The sequence below is a fragment of the Maribacter antarcticus DSM 21422 genome (genome assembly GCF_000621125.1).
Taxonomy (GTDB): domain Bacteria; phylum Bacteroidota; class Bacteroidia; order Flavobacteriales; family Flavobacteriaceae; genus Maribacter; species Maribacter antarcticus.
Genome location: NZ_JHZC01000015.1, coordinates 38,032 through 53,818 on the forward strand (window position 1 = coordinate 38,032; position 15,787 = coordinate 53,818).

Annotated in this window: 17 protein-coding genes; 15 read left to right on the plus strand and 2 right to left on the minus strand. The window is 33.1% G+C overall.

All coding sequences use genetic code 11. The annotated features are described in order from the left end of the window. Positions 1 to 9: 9 nt before the first annotated feature. Both Q360_RS0112715 and Q360_RS23150 read right to left on the minus strand, forming a co-directional pair. Entirely contained in the window at positions 10 to 924 is a 915-nt protein-coding gene (locus tag Q360_RS0112715; protein ID WP_169734648.1) for a FecR family protein, read from the minus strand. 64 nt (positions 925 to 988) lie between these two features. Next, positions 989 to 1,570, minus strand: coding sequence for an RNA polymerase sigma factor (locus Q360_RS23150; RefSeq protein ID WP_051554697.1), 582 nt, complete (start codon positions 1,568 to 1,570; stop codon positions 989 to 991). 1,382 nt (positions 1,571 to 2,952) lie between these two features. On the opposite strand from Q360_RS23150, the gene Q360_RS0112725 reads away from it, so the two are divergent. From Q360_RS0112725 to Q360_RS0112795, 15 genes are all read left to right on the plus strand, one after another. Then, the gene (locus Q360_RS0112725) at positions 2,953 to 3,513 is read left to right on the plus strand and encodes a TetR/AcrR family transcriptional regulator (RefSeq protein ID WP_027077448.1); all 561 of its coding nucleotides are present in this window, start codon (positions 2,953 to 2,955) and stop codon (positions 3,511 to 3,513) included. A gap of 167 nt (positions 3,514 to 3,680) precedes the next feature. Then, a complete protein-coding gene (locus tag Q360_RS0112730; protein ID WP_027077449.1) occupies positions 3,681 to 4,088 on the plus strand; it encodes a nuclear transport factor 2 family protein in 408 nt (135 codons plus the stop codon). Positions 4,089 to 4,117: 29 nt separating this feature from the next. Then, positions 4,118 to 4,672, plus strand: a complete 555-nt coding sequence (locus Q360_RS0112735; RefSeq protein WP_027077450.1) for a carboxymuconolactone decarboxylase family protein — start codon at positions 4,118 to 4,120, stop codon at positions 4,670 to 4,672. A gap of 20 nt (positions 4,673 to 4,692) precedes the next feature. Further along, a complete protein-coding gene (locus Q360_RS0112740; protein WP_084273430.1) occupies positions 4,693 to 5,427 on the plus strand; it encodes a cysteine hydrolase in 735 nt (244 codons plus the stop codon). Between the two features lie 25 nt (positions 5,428 to 5,452). Further along, on the plus strand, positions 5,453 to 6,439 hold the full coding sequence (locus Q360_RS0112745) for an alpha/beta fold hydrolase (RefSeq protein ID WP_027077452.1): 987 nt from the start codon (positions 5,453 to 5,455) through the stop codon (positions 6,437 to 6,439). 109 nt (positions 6,440 to 6,548) lie between these two features. After that, on the plus strand, positions 6,549 to 6,974 hold the full coding sequence (locus Q360_RS0112750; RefSeq protein WP_027077453.1) for a hypothetical protein: 426 nt from the start codon (positions 6,549 to 6,551) through the stop codon (positions 6,972 to 6,974). A gap of 270 nt (positions 6,975 to 7,244) precedes the next feature. Then, positions 7,245 to 7,820, plus strand: a complete 576-nt coding sequence (locus tag Q360_RS0112755) for a carboxymuconolactone decarboxylase family protein (protein ID WP_027077454.1) — start codon at positions 7,245 to 7,247, stop codon at positions 7,818 to 7,820. Positions 7,821 to 7,863: 43 nt separating this feature from the next. Next, positions 7,864 to 9,288, plus strand: coding sequence for a serine hydrolase domain-containing protein (locus Q360_RS23155; RefSeq protein ID WP_051554698.1), 1,425 nt, complete (start codon positions 7,864 to 7,866; stop codon positions 9,286 to 9,288). A gap of 15 nt (positions 9,289 to 9,303) precedes the next feature. Continuing rightward, positions 9,304 to 9,915, plus strand: a complete 612-nt coding sequence (locus Q360_RS0112765) for a pyridoxamine 5'-phosphate oxidase family protein (RefSeq protein ID WP_027077455.1) — start codon at positions 9,304 to 9,306, stop codon at positions 9,913 to 9,915. Next, positions 9,912 to 10,616 carry a CPBP family intramembrane glutamic endopeptidase gene (locus Q360_RS0112770; protein ID WP_027077456.1) on the plus strand — a complete coding sequence of 235 codons (705 nt, stop codon included), beginning with the start codon at positions 9,912 to 9,914 and terminating at the stop codon, positions 10,614 to 10,616. Before Q360_RS0112765 ends, Q360_RS0112770 begins: the two co-directional genes overlap by 4 nt. Before the next feature lie 155 nt (positions 10,617 to 10,771). Next, complete coding sequence (gene gap, locus Q360_RS0112775) at positions 10,772 to 11,779, plus strand: type I glyceraldehyde-3-phosphate dehydrogenase (RefSeq protein WP_245603250.1); 1,008 nt, start codon at positions 10,772 to 10,774, stop codon at positions 11,777 to 11,779. A 444-nt stretch (positions 11,780 to 12,223) separates the two neighbouring features. Then, on the plus strand, positions 12,224 to 12,955 hold the full coding sequence (locus tag Q360_RS0112780; protein ID WP_027077458.1) for a carbonic anhydrase family protein: 732 nt from the start codon (positions 12,224 to 12,226) through the stop codon (positions 12,953 to 12,955). A gap of 169 nt (positions 12,956 to 13,124) precedes the next feature. Further along, complete coding sequence (locus Q360_RS0112785; protein ID WP_051554699.1) at positions 13,125 to 13,775, plus strand: leucine-rich repeat domain-containing protein; 651 nt, start codon at positions 13,125 to 13,127, stop codon at positions 13,773 to 13,775. 314 nt (positions 13,776 to 14,089) lie between these two features. Next, entirely contained in the window at positions 14,090 to 14,245 is a 156-nt protein-coding gene (locus Q360_RS25830; protein WP_156950108.1) for a hypothetical protein, read from the plus strand. Positions 14,246 to 14,629: 384 nt separating this feature from the next. Further along, positions 14,630 to 15,343, plus strand: coding sequence for a DUF547 domain-containing protein (locus Q360_RS0112795; RefSeq protein ID WP_027077460.1), 714 nt, complete (start codon positions 14,630 to 14,632; stop codon positions 15,341 to 15,343). Positions 15,344 to 15,787: the final 444 nt, after the last annotated feature.

A 15,787-nucleotide genomic window follows, 5' to 3' on the forward strand; every position in this document is an offset into this window, starting at 1 on the left:
CTTCCTATTTTATCTCAATTTTACTTCTATCATATTTTTCTTTGTTTTGGTTATTTTCAATTCGTTTATATAGTTGATATTTTCTAGTATTGTTTGCAGATTTTGTGTTGGCCCAAGACTAATGGTCATCCGGTTATTCTTGGCCTTTTCGTTATAAAACTGAACTTTGACCCCATATCTATAGGTAAGGAACTCCGCCACTTCCCCCATACTCACACCTTCTAATTTGATGATGTTTTTATACCAAGATGTAAATAGTTTATGATTCAAATTACTGGTTCGAAATACTTTTGATGTCGCGGAATACGTACTTCTTTGATTTGATTTTAGCTTAACGGTCTTATTCTTGTACGACACTTCAACAACCCCAGTTGCCACGGTTACACTTATCAATGTATCACGCTCAGAGATATTGAAACTAGTTCCTAACACGCTTGTTTCTAGACCTTCGGTTTCAACGATAAAAGGTTTGTCCTCATTTCTAGTAATATTGAAAAAGGCCTCTCCATCGAGTTCTAGATAACGGATTCCATTTTGATCGTTATTAAATCGAATACTACTATTTCTATTAAGAGTGACTATACTACCATCTTTGAGTTCGACAATTCTGAAGGAGTTGGAATTATTGGTTACTACTAATATATCCTGATTGGTCACGAAATAAATAAAAATTCCGACTCCTAGAAGTATAGCGACGGAGGCAGCGAAACCAATCCATGACCTATTTTTTCTTACTATATGTTTCTTGATGTTGGAATAGACATCCCTTTGGACCTCTGATTTTTCAATATCGCTTTTAAAAACCCCGTCCTTATACTCCGATAGGGAAAATACCTCATATTCGGAAAGTACTTTTTCTTCTTCTGGAGAGATTCTGCCCTCTATAAATTTATCCAGAAGTTCTCTGAATTCTCTATCGGTCATACCTTTGCTTCTAAAACTATATACCATAAGTATGGCAACACACGTAAAATAAAATGGGTTTTTTTTAAAAAAAGGTCGCAAGTATAAGTGCCAAGGGGATAACTATTTGGCTCTTTACCATTCTAATTGCATTTGAGACATGGGTTTCTACCGTCCGTTGAGAAATTCCTAGTTTTTTCGATATTTCTGCATTTTTAAGTCCTTTATTACGGCTTAAAACGAAGACTTCTTGACATTTTTTAGGTAGGTTCTCAACCGCTTTTCTAATTTTCGACTTCGTATCTTCTTCATATAGCTTTTGTAAAATGCCGTCATTTTCCGAAGCCTGAATCGACTCCAAAAATTCATGTGGAATACGTATTGTTTTCGAATCCCTAAGATGCTTATACACCTGAAAACGAGTAGCTCTCAAAATATAAGCCTCGATATTTTCATTATCAATTTGCGTTCTTCGAATCCAAATACTTATCCATATTTCTTGAACAATGTCCCTGGATAGTGAACTGTCCTTCAATATAGCATAAGCAAGTGAATACATTTTTTCCCATAGCCGGTCGTATAAAATCTTTAATGCGTATTCGTCCGAACGTTTTATCCGATGCATCAATTCTTCTGACGGGACCCTGTTTTTTTTCGCTTTTAGCATACTACGAAGGAAGATAAAAGTGCAGTAATCAAGATTAACTAAAAGTAAATCTTTGGTTAAATTTTAGGAGTCCTTAAAAAATTGATTATCAATTGTTAACCTAGGCATTATTATAGCTTAACACTTTTATTTATAAGCATTCCGAACTTTACAAATTCAAAGTAATCTTTGAGTTAGCTAGTCTTAAAAGTCGATGGGTAGTTTCATCGGCTTTTGTCGTTATTCAAAGTTTAATCTATAAAATATTTTTGGTTAGTGTCAAACCAATTTTCTGCTATTGAGAATGCTTCTTTTAGTGCTGAATGATTGTCGTATCCATATGCCGAAATCCTGTCGTTGGTCAATGAGAAAGCCTTTTGGATAACTTATGGTCCTGCACCCTCTAGTAGGGCTCGAATTCTTCATATTTATCGGACAATATGTGAAATTATAAAGGGTAAATTAATAATGTCCCCTTATTCTTCCCAAGGACAGAGTTCAAAAAAATCAAATTTTCGACAACTGGTATTATTTGGCCCAAGATAGAATCTAGTCGGTTGTGCTATTATTACAAATTGAATTGGAAAGAAATTGATTGTTTTCTCGTTGTCCCACAAAACCATCGTTTTTTGGACCTGATTATTTATCTAGTATTTAAGTTTAATCTTTAAGCACAACTAGAAAATTCAAATAAACCTTAATACCACTTAATTGAACTAGTATGATTAAACCCACCCACAATTAAACCTTCCCAAAACACGAACTAGTGTACTTATAATTTAAAGAAACTTCAATAGTTGTGTCGAGATGATTATTCCGATGGGTACCATGCTAGGGTTTTGCTTTTCTACATAATAATGCATACTGCCTTTAAATAAATTATATAATGATTACTACTTTATGTATACATCTTCTTGATGCGATACGGCATAAAATAGATACTAACGGGCAACACAAAAGATAAGAGTTTAGTGTAGTCAAATAATTATATATCCTATCTATTGTAAATTATACGTATCTGTTAGCAGATACTCGGGCGATGACTAAATCAAATTCCTACTAACTGATTTTGAAAATGATTTAATGACTTTGTTCTTTACACGTTTTAAGGAAGATAATAAAAATGGGATAACACAAAGAACTCCTTACAAAAGGTGGATGCTGTGAAGCGTACTGATTGGTTTTTTAAAAAGGATATTTTAATGTAGGTTTAAATACACTCTAGTTTTAGAAAGATAGTCTGATAAGAGTACCCTTTATTAGCCCCACCTTTAAGTAATTGTCTTTCTGTACGTCTAAATCCACCACGAATCTCTAAAAAACCACCAAATATAGATAGTTAAATTTAAGTTAAAAATATACAGACCTGTCTGTTTATTTAAATTATGTTCTATATTTATCCTATGAGAAAATTAGGTGTAAAAGAACGTGTCATTGAAACAGCTTCAGATTTGTTCTATAACCAAGGGTATAACCAGACAGGTATAAATCAGATTATAGATGAGGCAGGCGTTGCCAAAGCTAGCATGTACCAACATTTTAGATCTAAGGAAGATATTGCTGTAGCCTATTTAATTGCCAGACATACCATGTGGATGGGAAAATTAGACGAGTGTGTTGCCAAAGAGAAAAGTCCCAAAAGTAAAGTTATTTGCGTTTTTACTTATCTAACGGAGTGGTTGACAGAAGTCGATTTCAGAGGCTGTGGATGGCAAAATATCATTACTGACCTTCCTACAGATCATAATAAAATTAAGGATCAGGCCATATATCATAAAAACGAACTGAGGGGCTGGTTACAAAAAGAACTCAGTAAAGAAAAAGAATTCACTAACAAAGAAGCCAAAGAATTGGGCGACGAAGTTATGGTTTTGATTGAAGGGGCGATTATTCTTTCGCAAATTCAAAAAGATACTTGGCCAATTGTGACCGCAAAAAAGGCATGTAAAAAAATATTGGCATAAATATTTTTTTTTACTATTTAAACAGACTTGTCTGTACGTATTTATCAGGATGTATTAAATTTAAAATTAGAGAAGAATAATTCAAATAAACAGACTTGTCTGTATTGTGTGTAAATTTAAGAGGTATTAATTACACATCATATAGTTAGGTCCTTACTAAAATAAAAATGAAAAAGATAGTCCCTCCTTTTACAAAGGAAACAGCAGCACAAAAAGTTCAAGCAGCAGAAGATGCTTGGAATAGCAAGAATTCAGAAAAGGTTTCCCTAGCCTATACCCTAGATTCAAAATGGAGAAATAGAGATTTATTCTTTACTGGTAGGCAAGCCATAGTTGAATTCCTATCCGATAAGTGGAACAAGGAACTATACTATAAACTTAGAAAGCACCTATGGTCTTTCACGGATAATAGAATATCCGTCCGATTCGAATACGAATGGCAACATGCCAAAACTGGACAATGGTACAGAACCCATGGAAACGAGCATTGGGAATTCGATTCAGAAGGTCTAATGTGTATTCGGGACATGAGTGCAAACGATGTTAAAATCAACAAGTTGAAACGAAAATTTTAATTCAATACTAATCTAAAACATAATTACAAATGAAAACGTTACAACCTTTACCCTTTGAAGAAGCAAATGTAGCTTCACAAGCCCTCTTTACCGATGTAAAGAGCAAAATCGGAATGCTTCCGAACTTATACGCCGCCATGGGTGTGTCAGATAAACTTTTAGGCGGATTTCTCAACTTCACAGAAACCCTAAAAAGTGGGGAGTTCTCTGCTAAAGAGTACGAAGCCATCGCTCTAGCAACTTCGCAAGCCAATGGATGTGCTTACTGCTTATCGGCACACACTGCTATAGGTAAAATGAATGGCTTTACTGAAGATGAAACGCTAGCGTTAAGAACGAACACCATTTCCAATGAGAAATTAAACGCTTTGGTAAGCTTGGCAAGTGACTTTGTAAATACGAAAGGTCATCCATCTAAATCCTATATCAATACTTTTTTTAATACAGGATTTAACAAACCAGCATTTGCAGAATTAATCGCAATTGTGTCTTTAATAACAATTACAAACACGATTTTTCATAATGGTGGCTTCGAAATTGATTTTCCTAAAGCACAAAACATAGAACAATTACAAGAAGTTTAATTAGAAATAAATTTAAAATAATGAAAACAAAAATCACAAAAGTATTGCTTACACTAGTTGTAACAATACTATCAAGTTCAAGTTTTTTCGCACAATTACCAGATCCAGGATTTACAATTGATGGAGTAACTGCTATAGTAATTACAGATCCTCAAAACGACTTTTTAAGTCCAAACGGAGTCACGTGGGGAGTGGTAGGAGAAAGCGTTACAAAAAATAATACAGTAGATAATTTAGAATCCTTATTCAAATTAGCAGAGGCTAATGGCATTAAAGTTTTTATTTCTCCACATTACTATTACAAACATGACCATTCATGGCAGTTTGAAGGTGCACTAGAAACCTTAATGCACAATATAAACATGTTTGATAGGGGAGATCAGTTGAATAAAGAGGGATTTGAAGAATCGGGAGCAGACTTTTTAGAGAGATATAAGAAATACATAGAAAAAGATTTTGTGACTGTTGTAGGACCTCATAAAGTTTATGGTCCAGAACAAAACGATTTAAGCTTGCAACTAAGAAAGCAAAAAATAGACAAAGTGATTTTAGCAGGAATGTCTGGAAACCTTTGTGTTGAATCACACATGAGAGAACTTTTAGAAGATGGATTTGAAGTTGCCGTTGTTGGAGATGCAACTGCCTCAGCTATTATTCCAGGGTATGATGGAAACGCTGCTGCTCAAACTAATTTTCGCTTCATCGCGAGTCATGTTTACACTACTGAAGAGTTAAAAAAAGAGTTTAAGAATTAATTAATAACCATAAAAATCAAATACCATGAAAACAATTGTTAAATCATTAATTGGAACAGCCTTACTGGTAGTATTGGCTCTAGGAGTTTATTCCTTTAGATCTGTTGAACCATCAATCATAGAAAAATCTATGTTGAATAACGAAAGTTCAAAAACAGCATATAAATCTATAAAAGTAAAAGATGTAAATATTTTTTATCGCGAAGCTGGTGATGTAAATAAACCAACTATTTTATTATTACACGGTTACCCAACATCGTCTCATATGTTTCGAAATCTAATAACAGACCTGTCTGTACGTTATCACGTACTCGCACCGGATTATCCCGGGTTTGGTAGAAGCGACCAGCCTATGATGAAAGACTTTGACTATACATTTGATAATATGGCCCTTATAATTGAAAGCTTTCTGGCGGAACTGGAAGTTGAAAAATATAGTATTTATTTAATGGATTATGGTGCACCAATTGGGTTTAGAATTGCTGCAAAATATCCTAAAAAAGTACAATCGCTAATTATTCAAAATGGCAATGCATATGATGAAGGCTTGAAAGACTTCTGGATTCCTATTAAAAAATATTGGAACGACTATACAATTGAAAACGGTAAACCATTAGAAGGATTTCACTTACCAGATGGCTTAAAATGGCAATATACGCATGGCGTTCAGGATGCATCCAAAATAAGCCCAGACAACTGGACCATAGATTTGCAACATTTAACAAGAGCTGAAAATAATGAGATTCAATTGGCTATGTTTTATGATTACAGAACCAACGTACCATTATATCCAGAATGGCAACAATATTTTAGAGATCATCAACCACCAACATTGATTGTTTGGGGTAAAAATGATTACATATTCCCTGCAGATGGTGCTTATCCTTACAAAAAAGATTTAAAGAATCTCGAATTTCATTTATTGGATACAGGTCATTTTGCGCTTGAAGAAAAGGGTGACGAGATTGCCAATTATATCCTTAGATTTTTAAAGAAAAACAACATTAAATAATGGTGTGATTCGTTGTTTTTAATACTAGTTTATATGTTAAAAAATTGAAATTAATAGGAACACTAAAGCTGGCAATCACATTGAATAATATCATTTAAAAAAAGAAAAAATGAAAACAATTAATTGGAAAAAGGCAATACTAGCGGGAGTTTTAGGAACTATATTATTTGATGTCGTTGGATTATTGATTACAGGGACTTGGTGGGACATACCTACTATCTTGGGCACCAAAACCGGATTGGGATTGGCATACGGAGTGGCAGGACATTATGGGAATGGAGTCCTATTGGCCATTCTCTTCGCCGGGATAGCACCATCACTTTGGGGGCCAAAATGGGTAAGACCAATTATTTTTGTAACAGGTGAAATGATAGCTTTAGTATGGCTATTTATGCTTCCGCTATTAGGAGCAGGAGTCGCAGGAATAGACATGAATCCCATGATGCCCGTAATTACGTTACTACGCCATTTAGCATATGCGGTACCACTATTCTTTCTAATCCAGTACGATTATAAGGCCATTATACGCAATTAAAAATAGGGAGTATTAGGGTATTAAATATTCCTAGTACTCCTAAATTTAAATAAAAAGAGGACGTCTAGCAACAAAGCAAAAAGAATTACGAAATGGTTTTTACATCGAAATAAGAAATCGAATGCGGTTGTGAAAATTAGAAGAGATAATAAGCACCAAATGTTACTTGCTGCCAAGAATTATGAACGAAGTAAAAAAGTTATCCTGTTAGGTGAGATTAAAAACAGGAAACTCATAAACCAACAAAATATAAATTAATCAAAAAAGACGATGAATACTAGTAAGACAATCACTTTAGAACCAAAAACAATTGAAAACTCAGATTCAATATCTAGTGAGATTCTAAAAACTGCGCAAAAACAAATGGGAATGATTCCCAACATGTATGCAGGTATGGCAAATAACACAGCTTTATTAGAGGGTTATTTTTATGCATACAAATCATTTAGAGCAAATTCAGGATTTTCATCACGAGAGCAAGAAGTTGTCTTCCTTTCTGTGGCTTATGAAAATGATTGTGATTATTGTATGGCTGCGCATAGTTTTGTTGCGGACAATTGGAGTAAAGTACCTGTTGAAGTAACAAATGCTATTAGAAGTAATTCAGAAGTCCCGAATGAAAAGCTGAAAGCATTGAGCATATTTTCAAGACAGATGACAGCAAAAAGAGGCCTTCCTTCTGAAGATGATATTACTAATTTTCTAAGTGCTGGTTATACTGAAGAAAACATTTTAGGCGTAATTTCTGGCATAGGTGTTAAAACCATGAGTAATTATTTTAATCATGTGTATAAAACACCAGTTGATGATCCTTTTTCTAGTAGAGTTTGGAAAAAGCCAAATTAATAAAAAAGAGAAGATAAATAAAACTTAATTTATTACAAGGATCATGAAATTAAAATTTTTATTATTTCTATTATCGGTTATCATTTTAAATAGTTGTAAAAACGTTAGTAATCCAAGTATAACTGATGTATCAAGAATTACCAATAATCAAACTCTGATAGATTCTTTGATGAAGGTGTCCTATGAACGTGGTGTTTTTAATGGAAATATCCTCGTAGCAAAGAACAATAAAATAATATATCAAAATGAGTTTGGATATTCAGATAGCTCAAAATCAAAAGAGCTTAATCCAAACTCAATATTTAACCTTGGATCTATAGGGAAAGAATTCAACGCTGTCGCTATAATGATGCTAAAAGAAAAAGGATTACTTAATCTAGATGATAAAATCTCGAAATTTGAAATGCATCTTCCAGAATGGTCAAATACTATAAGTATAAATCATCTTCTTCAGTATACTAGTGGATTGCCAAGAGTGAATTGGAGGAGTGTTAAAAATGAGAAAGACATTTTTGTTGATTTAAGCAAGATTAAACAGTTGAAATTTAAACCTGGTTCTGGTTATACTTATAGTATTAATAATATTATTCTTCAAAGAAAAATTATTGAAAAAGTATCAGGAATGAGTTTCATTGATTTTGTACAGTCAAACATTCTTAGTCCAAGTAATATGAAAGATGCTCTTATTGACCCAAGAAGTGATAACCCTCAATTGGCAACACCATTTAATAATGATTTCATTAATGATAAGCCAATGGATATTGAAATCACAGGTTGGGTTCATCCTACTGTAAATGATATGTACAATTGGATTGTAAGTTTACATTCTGGAAAGTTAATTTCTGAAGAATCTTTAAATCAATTATTCAATTCGTTCTCTGAAAGTAGCGAAGCAGCATTAGGAGGTGGAAAATTTAAAAACAATAGGTTACTTATTCATCAACATCAAGGGTCATCTTTCAACTACGAATCTTTTATCCATTATAATGCAAAAGAAGATTTGGTAATCGTTTTAATGACCAATAATAAAAATTTTAAACTACGGGAAATTGCTGAATCCATTGAAAATATTTCGAAAGGAAATTCCTTTTTAACACCTCAAAAGTCTGTTTATCTTACGATAAGACAAAAATGCTATGATGATGTAAATGAAGGGATACAATTCTATAAAACCTTAAAAAACAACTATCCAGACACGTATAATTTTTCAAATGAAACTGAATTAAATCGAGTAGGTTATAAATTAGTTGAGAAAAATCAGATCGAAGACGCAATTGAAATCTTTACACTGAATGCACATATTTTCCCTAAAAGTAGTAACGCATTTGACAGTCTAGCGGAAGCCTATGGATTGTTTGGAATGACTTCTGAATCCCTAAAAAATTATAAAATTTCGCTAAGACTCAATCCGAATAATATAAACGCAAAAAAACAAATAGAAAGGCTTAAAGAGAGTTTTAAAAATTAAAAGAGAATAAATAAGATGGCTAAAAACTTTGCAGAAATAGCATTTACAGATGCGGTTAAAAAATTACAGGAAAAGTACGGTAGTCGCAAGAGCTATGAACGTATGGAAAGATTTAGTGTGATTGATGGATTGACTGATAATGAGATGACATTCATTGAAAACCGGGACAGTTTTTATTTGGCCTCCATAGGAGTCAAAGAATTTCCATACGTACAACATCGCGGAGGCCCAAAAGGATTCTTAAAAGTGCTAGATACAAAACGCATCGGTTTTATTGATTTTATTGGAAATAGACAATACGTTTCTGTGGGTAATATGGCAACCAATACTAATGTGTCTCTTATTATGATTGATTATCCTTCTAGGTCACGATTAAAAATATTCGCTAAAGCAGAGATTGTTGAGCTTGATGATACTTCTGAATTATTTAAAACATTAAATCTAGAGAACTACAAGTTTCGTCCAGAACGAATGATGGTGTTTCATATCGAAGCCTACGATTGGAACTGTCCCCAGCATATTACACCACGATATACTACTGAGGAAATTGAAGCCGCTTTTTTACCACAACAAAAATATATTGCTTCATTAGAGCAAGAAAATAAAGCGCTAAAACAAAAACGATGAAAACTAAATCATATTTATATCTTGGATTAATTGTCTTATTAACAATTTCATTAGTCGTTATCAGTCATGGACTTGATGGAGTTGTTTTATTTAAAAGTCTTTCTGTACCAATTAACAAACAGATTTTATACCAGACAACAACCTTACTTATTTCAGTTTTTCTTTTACTTGTTTTAAAATCAGTTAAGAAAAATGAATTTAAAGCATACTTTAGAAAAGGGGATGTTTCTGCCAAAATTTATCCAGAACCTTATGTTGGTATTAACCCAAAACCGAATGAAAACTGGTCTCATGTAGGAAAAAATTTGGCAATTGTTATTACTTTGGTAACTGCAATAATAATCTATTTCCAGATTATTCATGAAAGTCAAATTAAGTTTATAAGCTTATTTAAAATCTTACCAATAAGTATCCTTTTTGCTTTAACAAATTCATTTGTTGAAGAAGTAATTACAAGGTTTAGTGTTGTCGTTACTTTAAAAAATATAATATCTGATAAATATATTTCAATAATATCAGGGGTGATTTTCGGGACTGTTCACTTTTGGGGAAATCCTGGAGGATTTGTAGGGCTTCTAGTTGCCGGTTTTTTAGGTTGGTTTTTAGCGAAATCAATGTTAGAAACCAAAGGTATTTTTTGGGCTTGGTTCATACATTTTTTACAAGATATTGTCATCATTACAGCATTATTAAGCATCTAACAGCGTTAGAGAAAAAAATAATAAATAATGAAACCAGTGCCTGAAAAAATCTTGTTATTCTCAACAAAAAACAAATAAAGCTTATGATCACATTGAATATAGAATTATTTGAGTGAACGTTAAAAGAACAGTTAAAAACTAAATAACATGTAATCATGAATAAAATGAAAATAGCAATTAACGGAATGGGACGCATCGGAAGAGCTGCCCTAAAAGTAATAGTAGCAACACCAGAATTAGAATTGGTAGCAGTGAATGATATCGTTTCAGTAGAAAATATAGCGTATCTGCTAAAATATGATTCGGTATATGGAATATATGAAAAGGAAGTGTCGCACGACGAAAATAATCTTATCATAAATGGTAAAAAAATTCAGTTCAATGCTGTTCGCAATCCAGAAGAACTGCCTTGGAAAGAAAACAATATTGATGTGGTCATAGAAAGTACAGGTTTTTTCACCTCTAATGAAGATGCAGAAAAACATATCAAAGCAGGAGCTAAAACGGTCATTATTTCTGCACCCACAAAAAGTGAAGACATTCCTACAGTAGTACATGGGGTAAACTCAAAAGATGGCAAGACCAGTATTTTTTCATGTGCAAGTTGTACGACCAATAACATCAGTCCGGTAGTTGAAGTTTTGGGTCGTAGAATAGGAATTAAAAAAGCCATAATGACAACGGTACATGCCTATACCGCTTCCCAAAGTATTGTAGACGGGCCCTCTGAAAAGAACTTAAGAATGGGGCGTGCGGGCGCGGCCAATATTATACCAACAGCAACAGGTGCAGCCATTGCAACGACTAAGGCTCTACCCCAATATGCAGGAAAATTTGATGGCATAGCACTTCGTGTTCCAATTCCTGTTGGGTCTATTTCAGATTTGACTTTTGTGACAGAACGACGTGTAACTGTGGAGGAAATCAACACTATTTTTGAGGAGGAATCCAAAACAAGCCGGTATACCAATATATTGAACACCACAACAGAACCAATCGTCTCTTCTGATATTGTCAAGAGTCCGTTTGCATCGACCGTAGATTTGAATATGACGCGTGTTGTGGATGGCGATTTGCTAAAAGTAATGACTTGGTACGACAATGAATGGGGATTTACAAATCAAATGATCCGGCAGATTTTAGAAATAAAACAGACTATTTAAAGCACAAATGAAAAATTTAATAATAATTACATTCACTTTAGTTGTAGCACGATAAGGATTTGGCTAATTGATTTTGAAAACTATTTAATGACATTGTTCTTTAAGCGTTTCAAGGAATTATGTTAACCAGAATTCCGATATGTTCCCTAGCTACTGAGGGTAAACGTAGTCACAATTGAATATGTTGATTGAGTCCAATTTCAAACAGGACTTCAAAATATCCTCATTTAACCTATCGGGACACGGTATTAATATTAGCTCCCTAAATAATCTAAAGTGCATTAATAGTAAATGAAAGTGCACTTTCTTCATTCGCCCCATCCTCTACTTCATTAATATAATAGTATTAGTTTTCATAACTGAGTGTTTAACTATTGTTTATGATAGTAATACTTTCAAAATAAAATTTGTTTGTTATCTTTGACATTATTAAACACATGCCTTATGAAAAAACAATTCCTTACTATCACAAGTATAATGACCATGTCCATTAATCTTGCTGCCCACCAGGATTTATTCCAAACTATTGAAATTAATCGTGACCGTATTCTTGTTGAGGAGATACTCACAGAGGCCGAACAGGCATCCCTAACTCCTTTAGATGTTTTAAACAGCTTAGCTGCAGGCAACGAGCGATTTGTAGGTAACGACCTAACCGCAAGGGATCACTCCTTTCAGGTTAGAGAAAGCGCTGATTCTCAATTCCCCAAAGCAATTGTGCTATCGTGTGTCGATAGCAGAGTGCCCGTAGAGGATGTTTTTGACAAGGGTATAGGGGATATATTTGTAGCAAGGGTTGCTGGTAATTTTATAAACGATGATATCCTTGGTAGTATGGAATTTGCCACTAAAGTTTCCGGAGCAAAGCTAATATTGGTACTAGGCCATGAGAATTGTGGCGCCATTCATGCTGCGATAGATGGTGCAGAATTAGGGCATATTACTAAGATGTTGGAGAACATAATGCCCGCTGTAGAAATTTCCACAATAGCGAACGGTCCAAGGTCTTCAAAAAATAGGCTTCTTGTTCATGAGGTGGTGGAAAACAATGTAAGAAACGCACTCCAGAAAATCAAAAAAGAAAGCAGTATCCTTAGTACTATGTTCGAGAAAGGAGAAATCGATATCAAAGGCGCAGTATATGATATGGATACTGGGGTTGTTATTTTTCTGTAAGAATGAGACGTAACAACGTGTACCGTTTGAAGGGTTATTTCAAACTTTTGGTTCAACAAAATTTATTGTTCTCCCCATGGCAAGAGTCAGTTGATTTGAGTTAGATTTTATAGTGGATATTTAGAACAATATATCCTTTTTTTTAAGCCACTAACCTAAAACTATTATTATGATAAAATATCAATTACTATTATTATTCGTTTTTGTCTCATTTATTAAAGATGGAGCGGCCCAATCAAAGTTGGCTTCAAATCAATTTAAAAAAGAATTCTCTAATTTAGAAGAGGCATTAAAGAATCCTGAAAATGTTTACAGGATTGACTTGAGCAATCAAAATTTAAAATTCTCAGACACTATTTGGTCAAAATTTACGAACCTTGAATATTTGAGTCTAAAGAATGATCACCTTAAAAAAATTCCCGCCGGTATTGGTTATTTAAAAAACCTTAAAGTACTAGATTTAAGTGGCAACGATTTTAAAGTTTTACCATCAACTTTCAGCAACTTAACAAAGTTGCAGGAACTATTTCTGAACGATGATAAAAATTTTAAGTTTAAAAAAAACATCTCCATTCTGAGCAGGTTACCAAACTTAAGATCTCTCCACGTTGAAAATGATGGGCTAAAGTCATTACCTAAGGATATATTCAAGCTAAGTCATTTAGAATCATTGTACCTCAATAATAACGAATTCAAACAAATTCCAATTGAATTGAGTGGCCTAGAAAATTTACTATTCTTAGATTTTCATGATAATAAATTCAAGCTATCCTCTCAAAATATACAAAACCAAAATTTTGGTTACAAGATTAGGTTTTAGTTCGTCTAAATAGTCTTAAGAGGTTATTGCGAAAAGAAGCGCAGCGCATACTTTCGTTTATCAACTGGGTACAGATTATAATTTACTCAAAGACTATCGGGTTTTAGAAAGATGTCCTCTAAAAGACAATAGTCGTTAATTATTGACTACTTGATTTAGAATGATCTGTGGCTATGTTTTTCAATATAACATCAATACTATATAGCTATAGTAATTGATAAGATGCTACTTATTAACACCCTCTGCATCTTAATTCAATTATACCAAGTGGATAAAGTTGTACGATAAGTAACCCATGACAATTTAAACAAAGGATGCCGAATAATTTTGATTCCCAAGGTCAAAGAAATAGAACAGGAAAGCGGTTAGAAAAAGATGAAAGTGCATTGGAAGCTATAGTTCTCTATAACGCTAATATCTATCAAAATTTTGAAGGTAGCTTTCCTTATCAAATACTGGAAATACTATAGCGTAAGAAAAATTATGGACTAACCAAATAAGAGTTTTAGAAAAAGTTATCTTTGTTTTTGATTCACTTATTTCGACATAGATAATTGACAATCAACAAAATACGCAATAATTTAAAGAGGCCTTAGATAGGACAAAAGTATAAATGGCGAAATTCAAATAAAGGAAGAGCTAATACACTATGTTGCTAAACCTAAACATACTTTAAGGTTTACATATCTTTATGAAGATGTAATCACAAGGTTTAATTTCAAAATTTTTTGATATGAACTTGAATGGTATTATTTCCACATATTTTGTAAAATCATAAGGAGTCAATTTTTTAGTGTTTGCGAAAACACACTCGAAATGGCTTCAGTTCTGAATCCAAATTAAATAACAGCATAATGAAAAAAACATATGTACTCATTGTATTACTCTTATCTATTTTTTTAGTGCACGCTCAGAATACAACTGATTTCTTTTCAAAGTCTGATATGTTTTTTAAGACCAATGTAAAAAATGGTAGGGTTACTTATAAAAGTATTAAGGATAGTCCGGAACCACTGAACGAATTAATTCAAATTGCCAAAGGAATTTCAGTAGATAAAATAAATCTGGACGAGTATCAGGCATTCTGGATTAACGGGTATAACCTTTCGGTAATTAAAGGAATAATAGCAAATTATCCCCTAAAATCACCTTTAGATATTGATGGGTTTTTCGATAAAATTAAATATGATATTGGAGGGAAAAATATCACTCTTAACGATATGGAACACCAATTGTTAGAAGACAATTATTCCAAAGACCCACGCATGCACTTTGCTCTTGTTTGTGCCGGTTTAGGGTGTCCGCCTATAATTGACGAAGCCTATACGCCCACGAGATTGAATTCACAATTGGCTAGACAAACACAAAAAGCCTTGAATGACCCAAATTTCATTCAAGTAAGCAAAAATAAAGTAAAGATTTCACAGATTTTTATTTGGTACAAGAGTGATTTTAATCCTGATGGAAAGGTGACCGATTTTATTAACAGATACAAATCTGAAAAATTACCTAAAAATATAAAAGTGTCTTATTATCCGTACGACTGGACGTTAAACGACTTTGAATAAATTTTAATTCATTACGGTGGTAAGGTATTCATATTGCCATTCCAAAAATTTAAATAAAGGATTACTTATAATTCATTGTAGCTGAATGGCTAGGAAACAATCCACAAGAGGTTTAATAGTGGTTCGATTCCCTTCGATGCCTTGAGATGAATTAGGCACCTTTAAATGAATTTAAAATCAGCGATTCAATTTGGATAATCGTTACAATAGCATTGTAATTTCTGATTCTACTTCGAAAGCCTGTTATTGTCTCATCAACAATTGGAGCATAAAATTTTTGATGTAAAGAAACTCATACCGCTGTATAATTATTCAATACATTTTATAATACGAACTAAAAATAAGATACGGCTTATGGTTTAATAAAAGTCTAGGCTTCCTGAAAATATGAAATTGTTAGTCCTATTATACAAGGTTTAATTGAACTAGTATAATTAATCACAC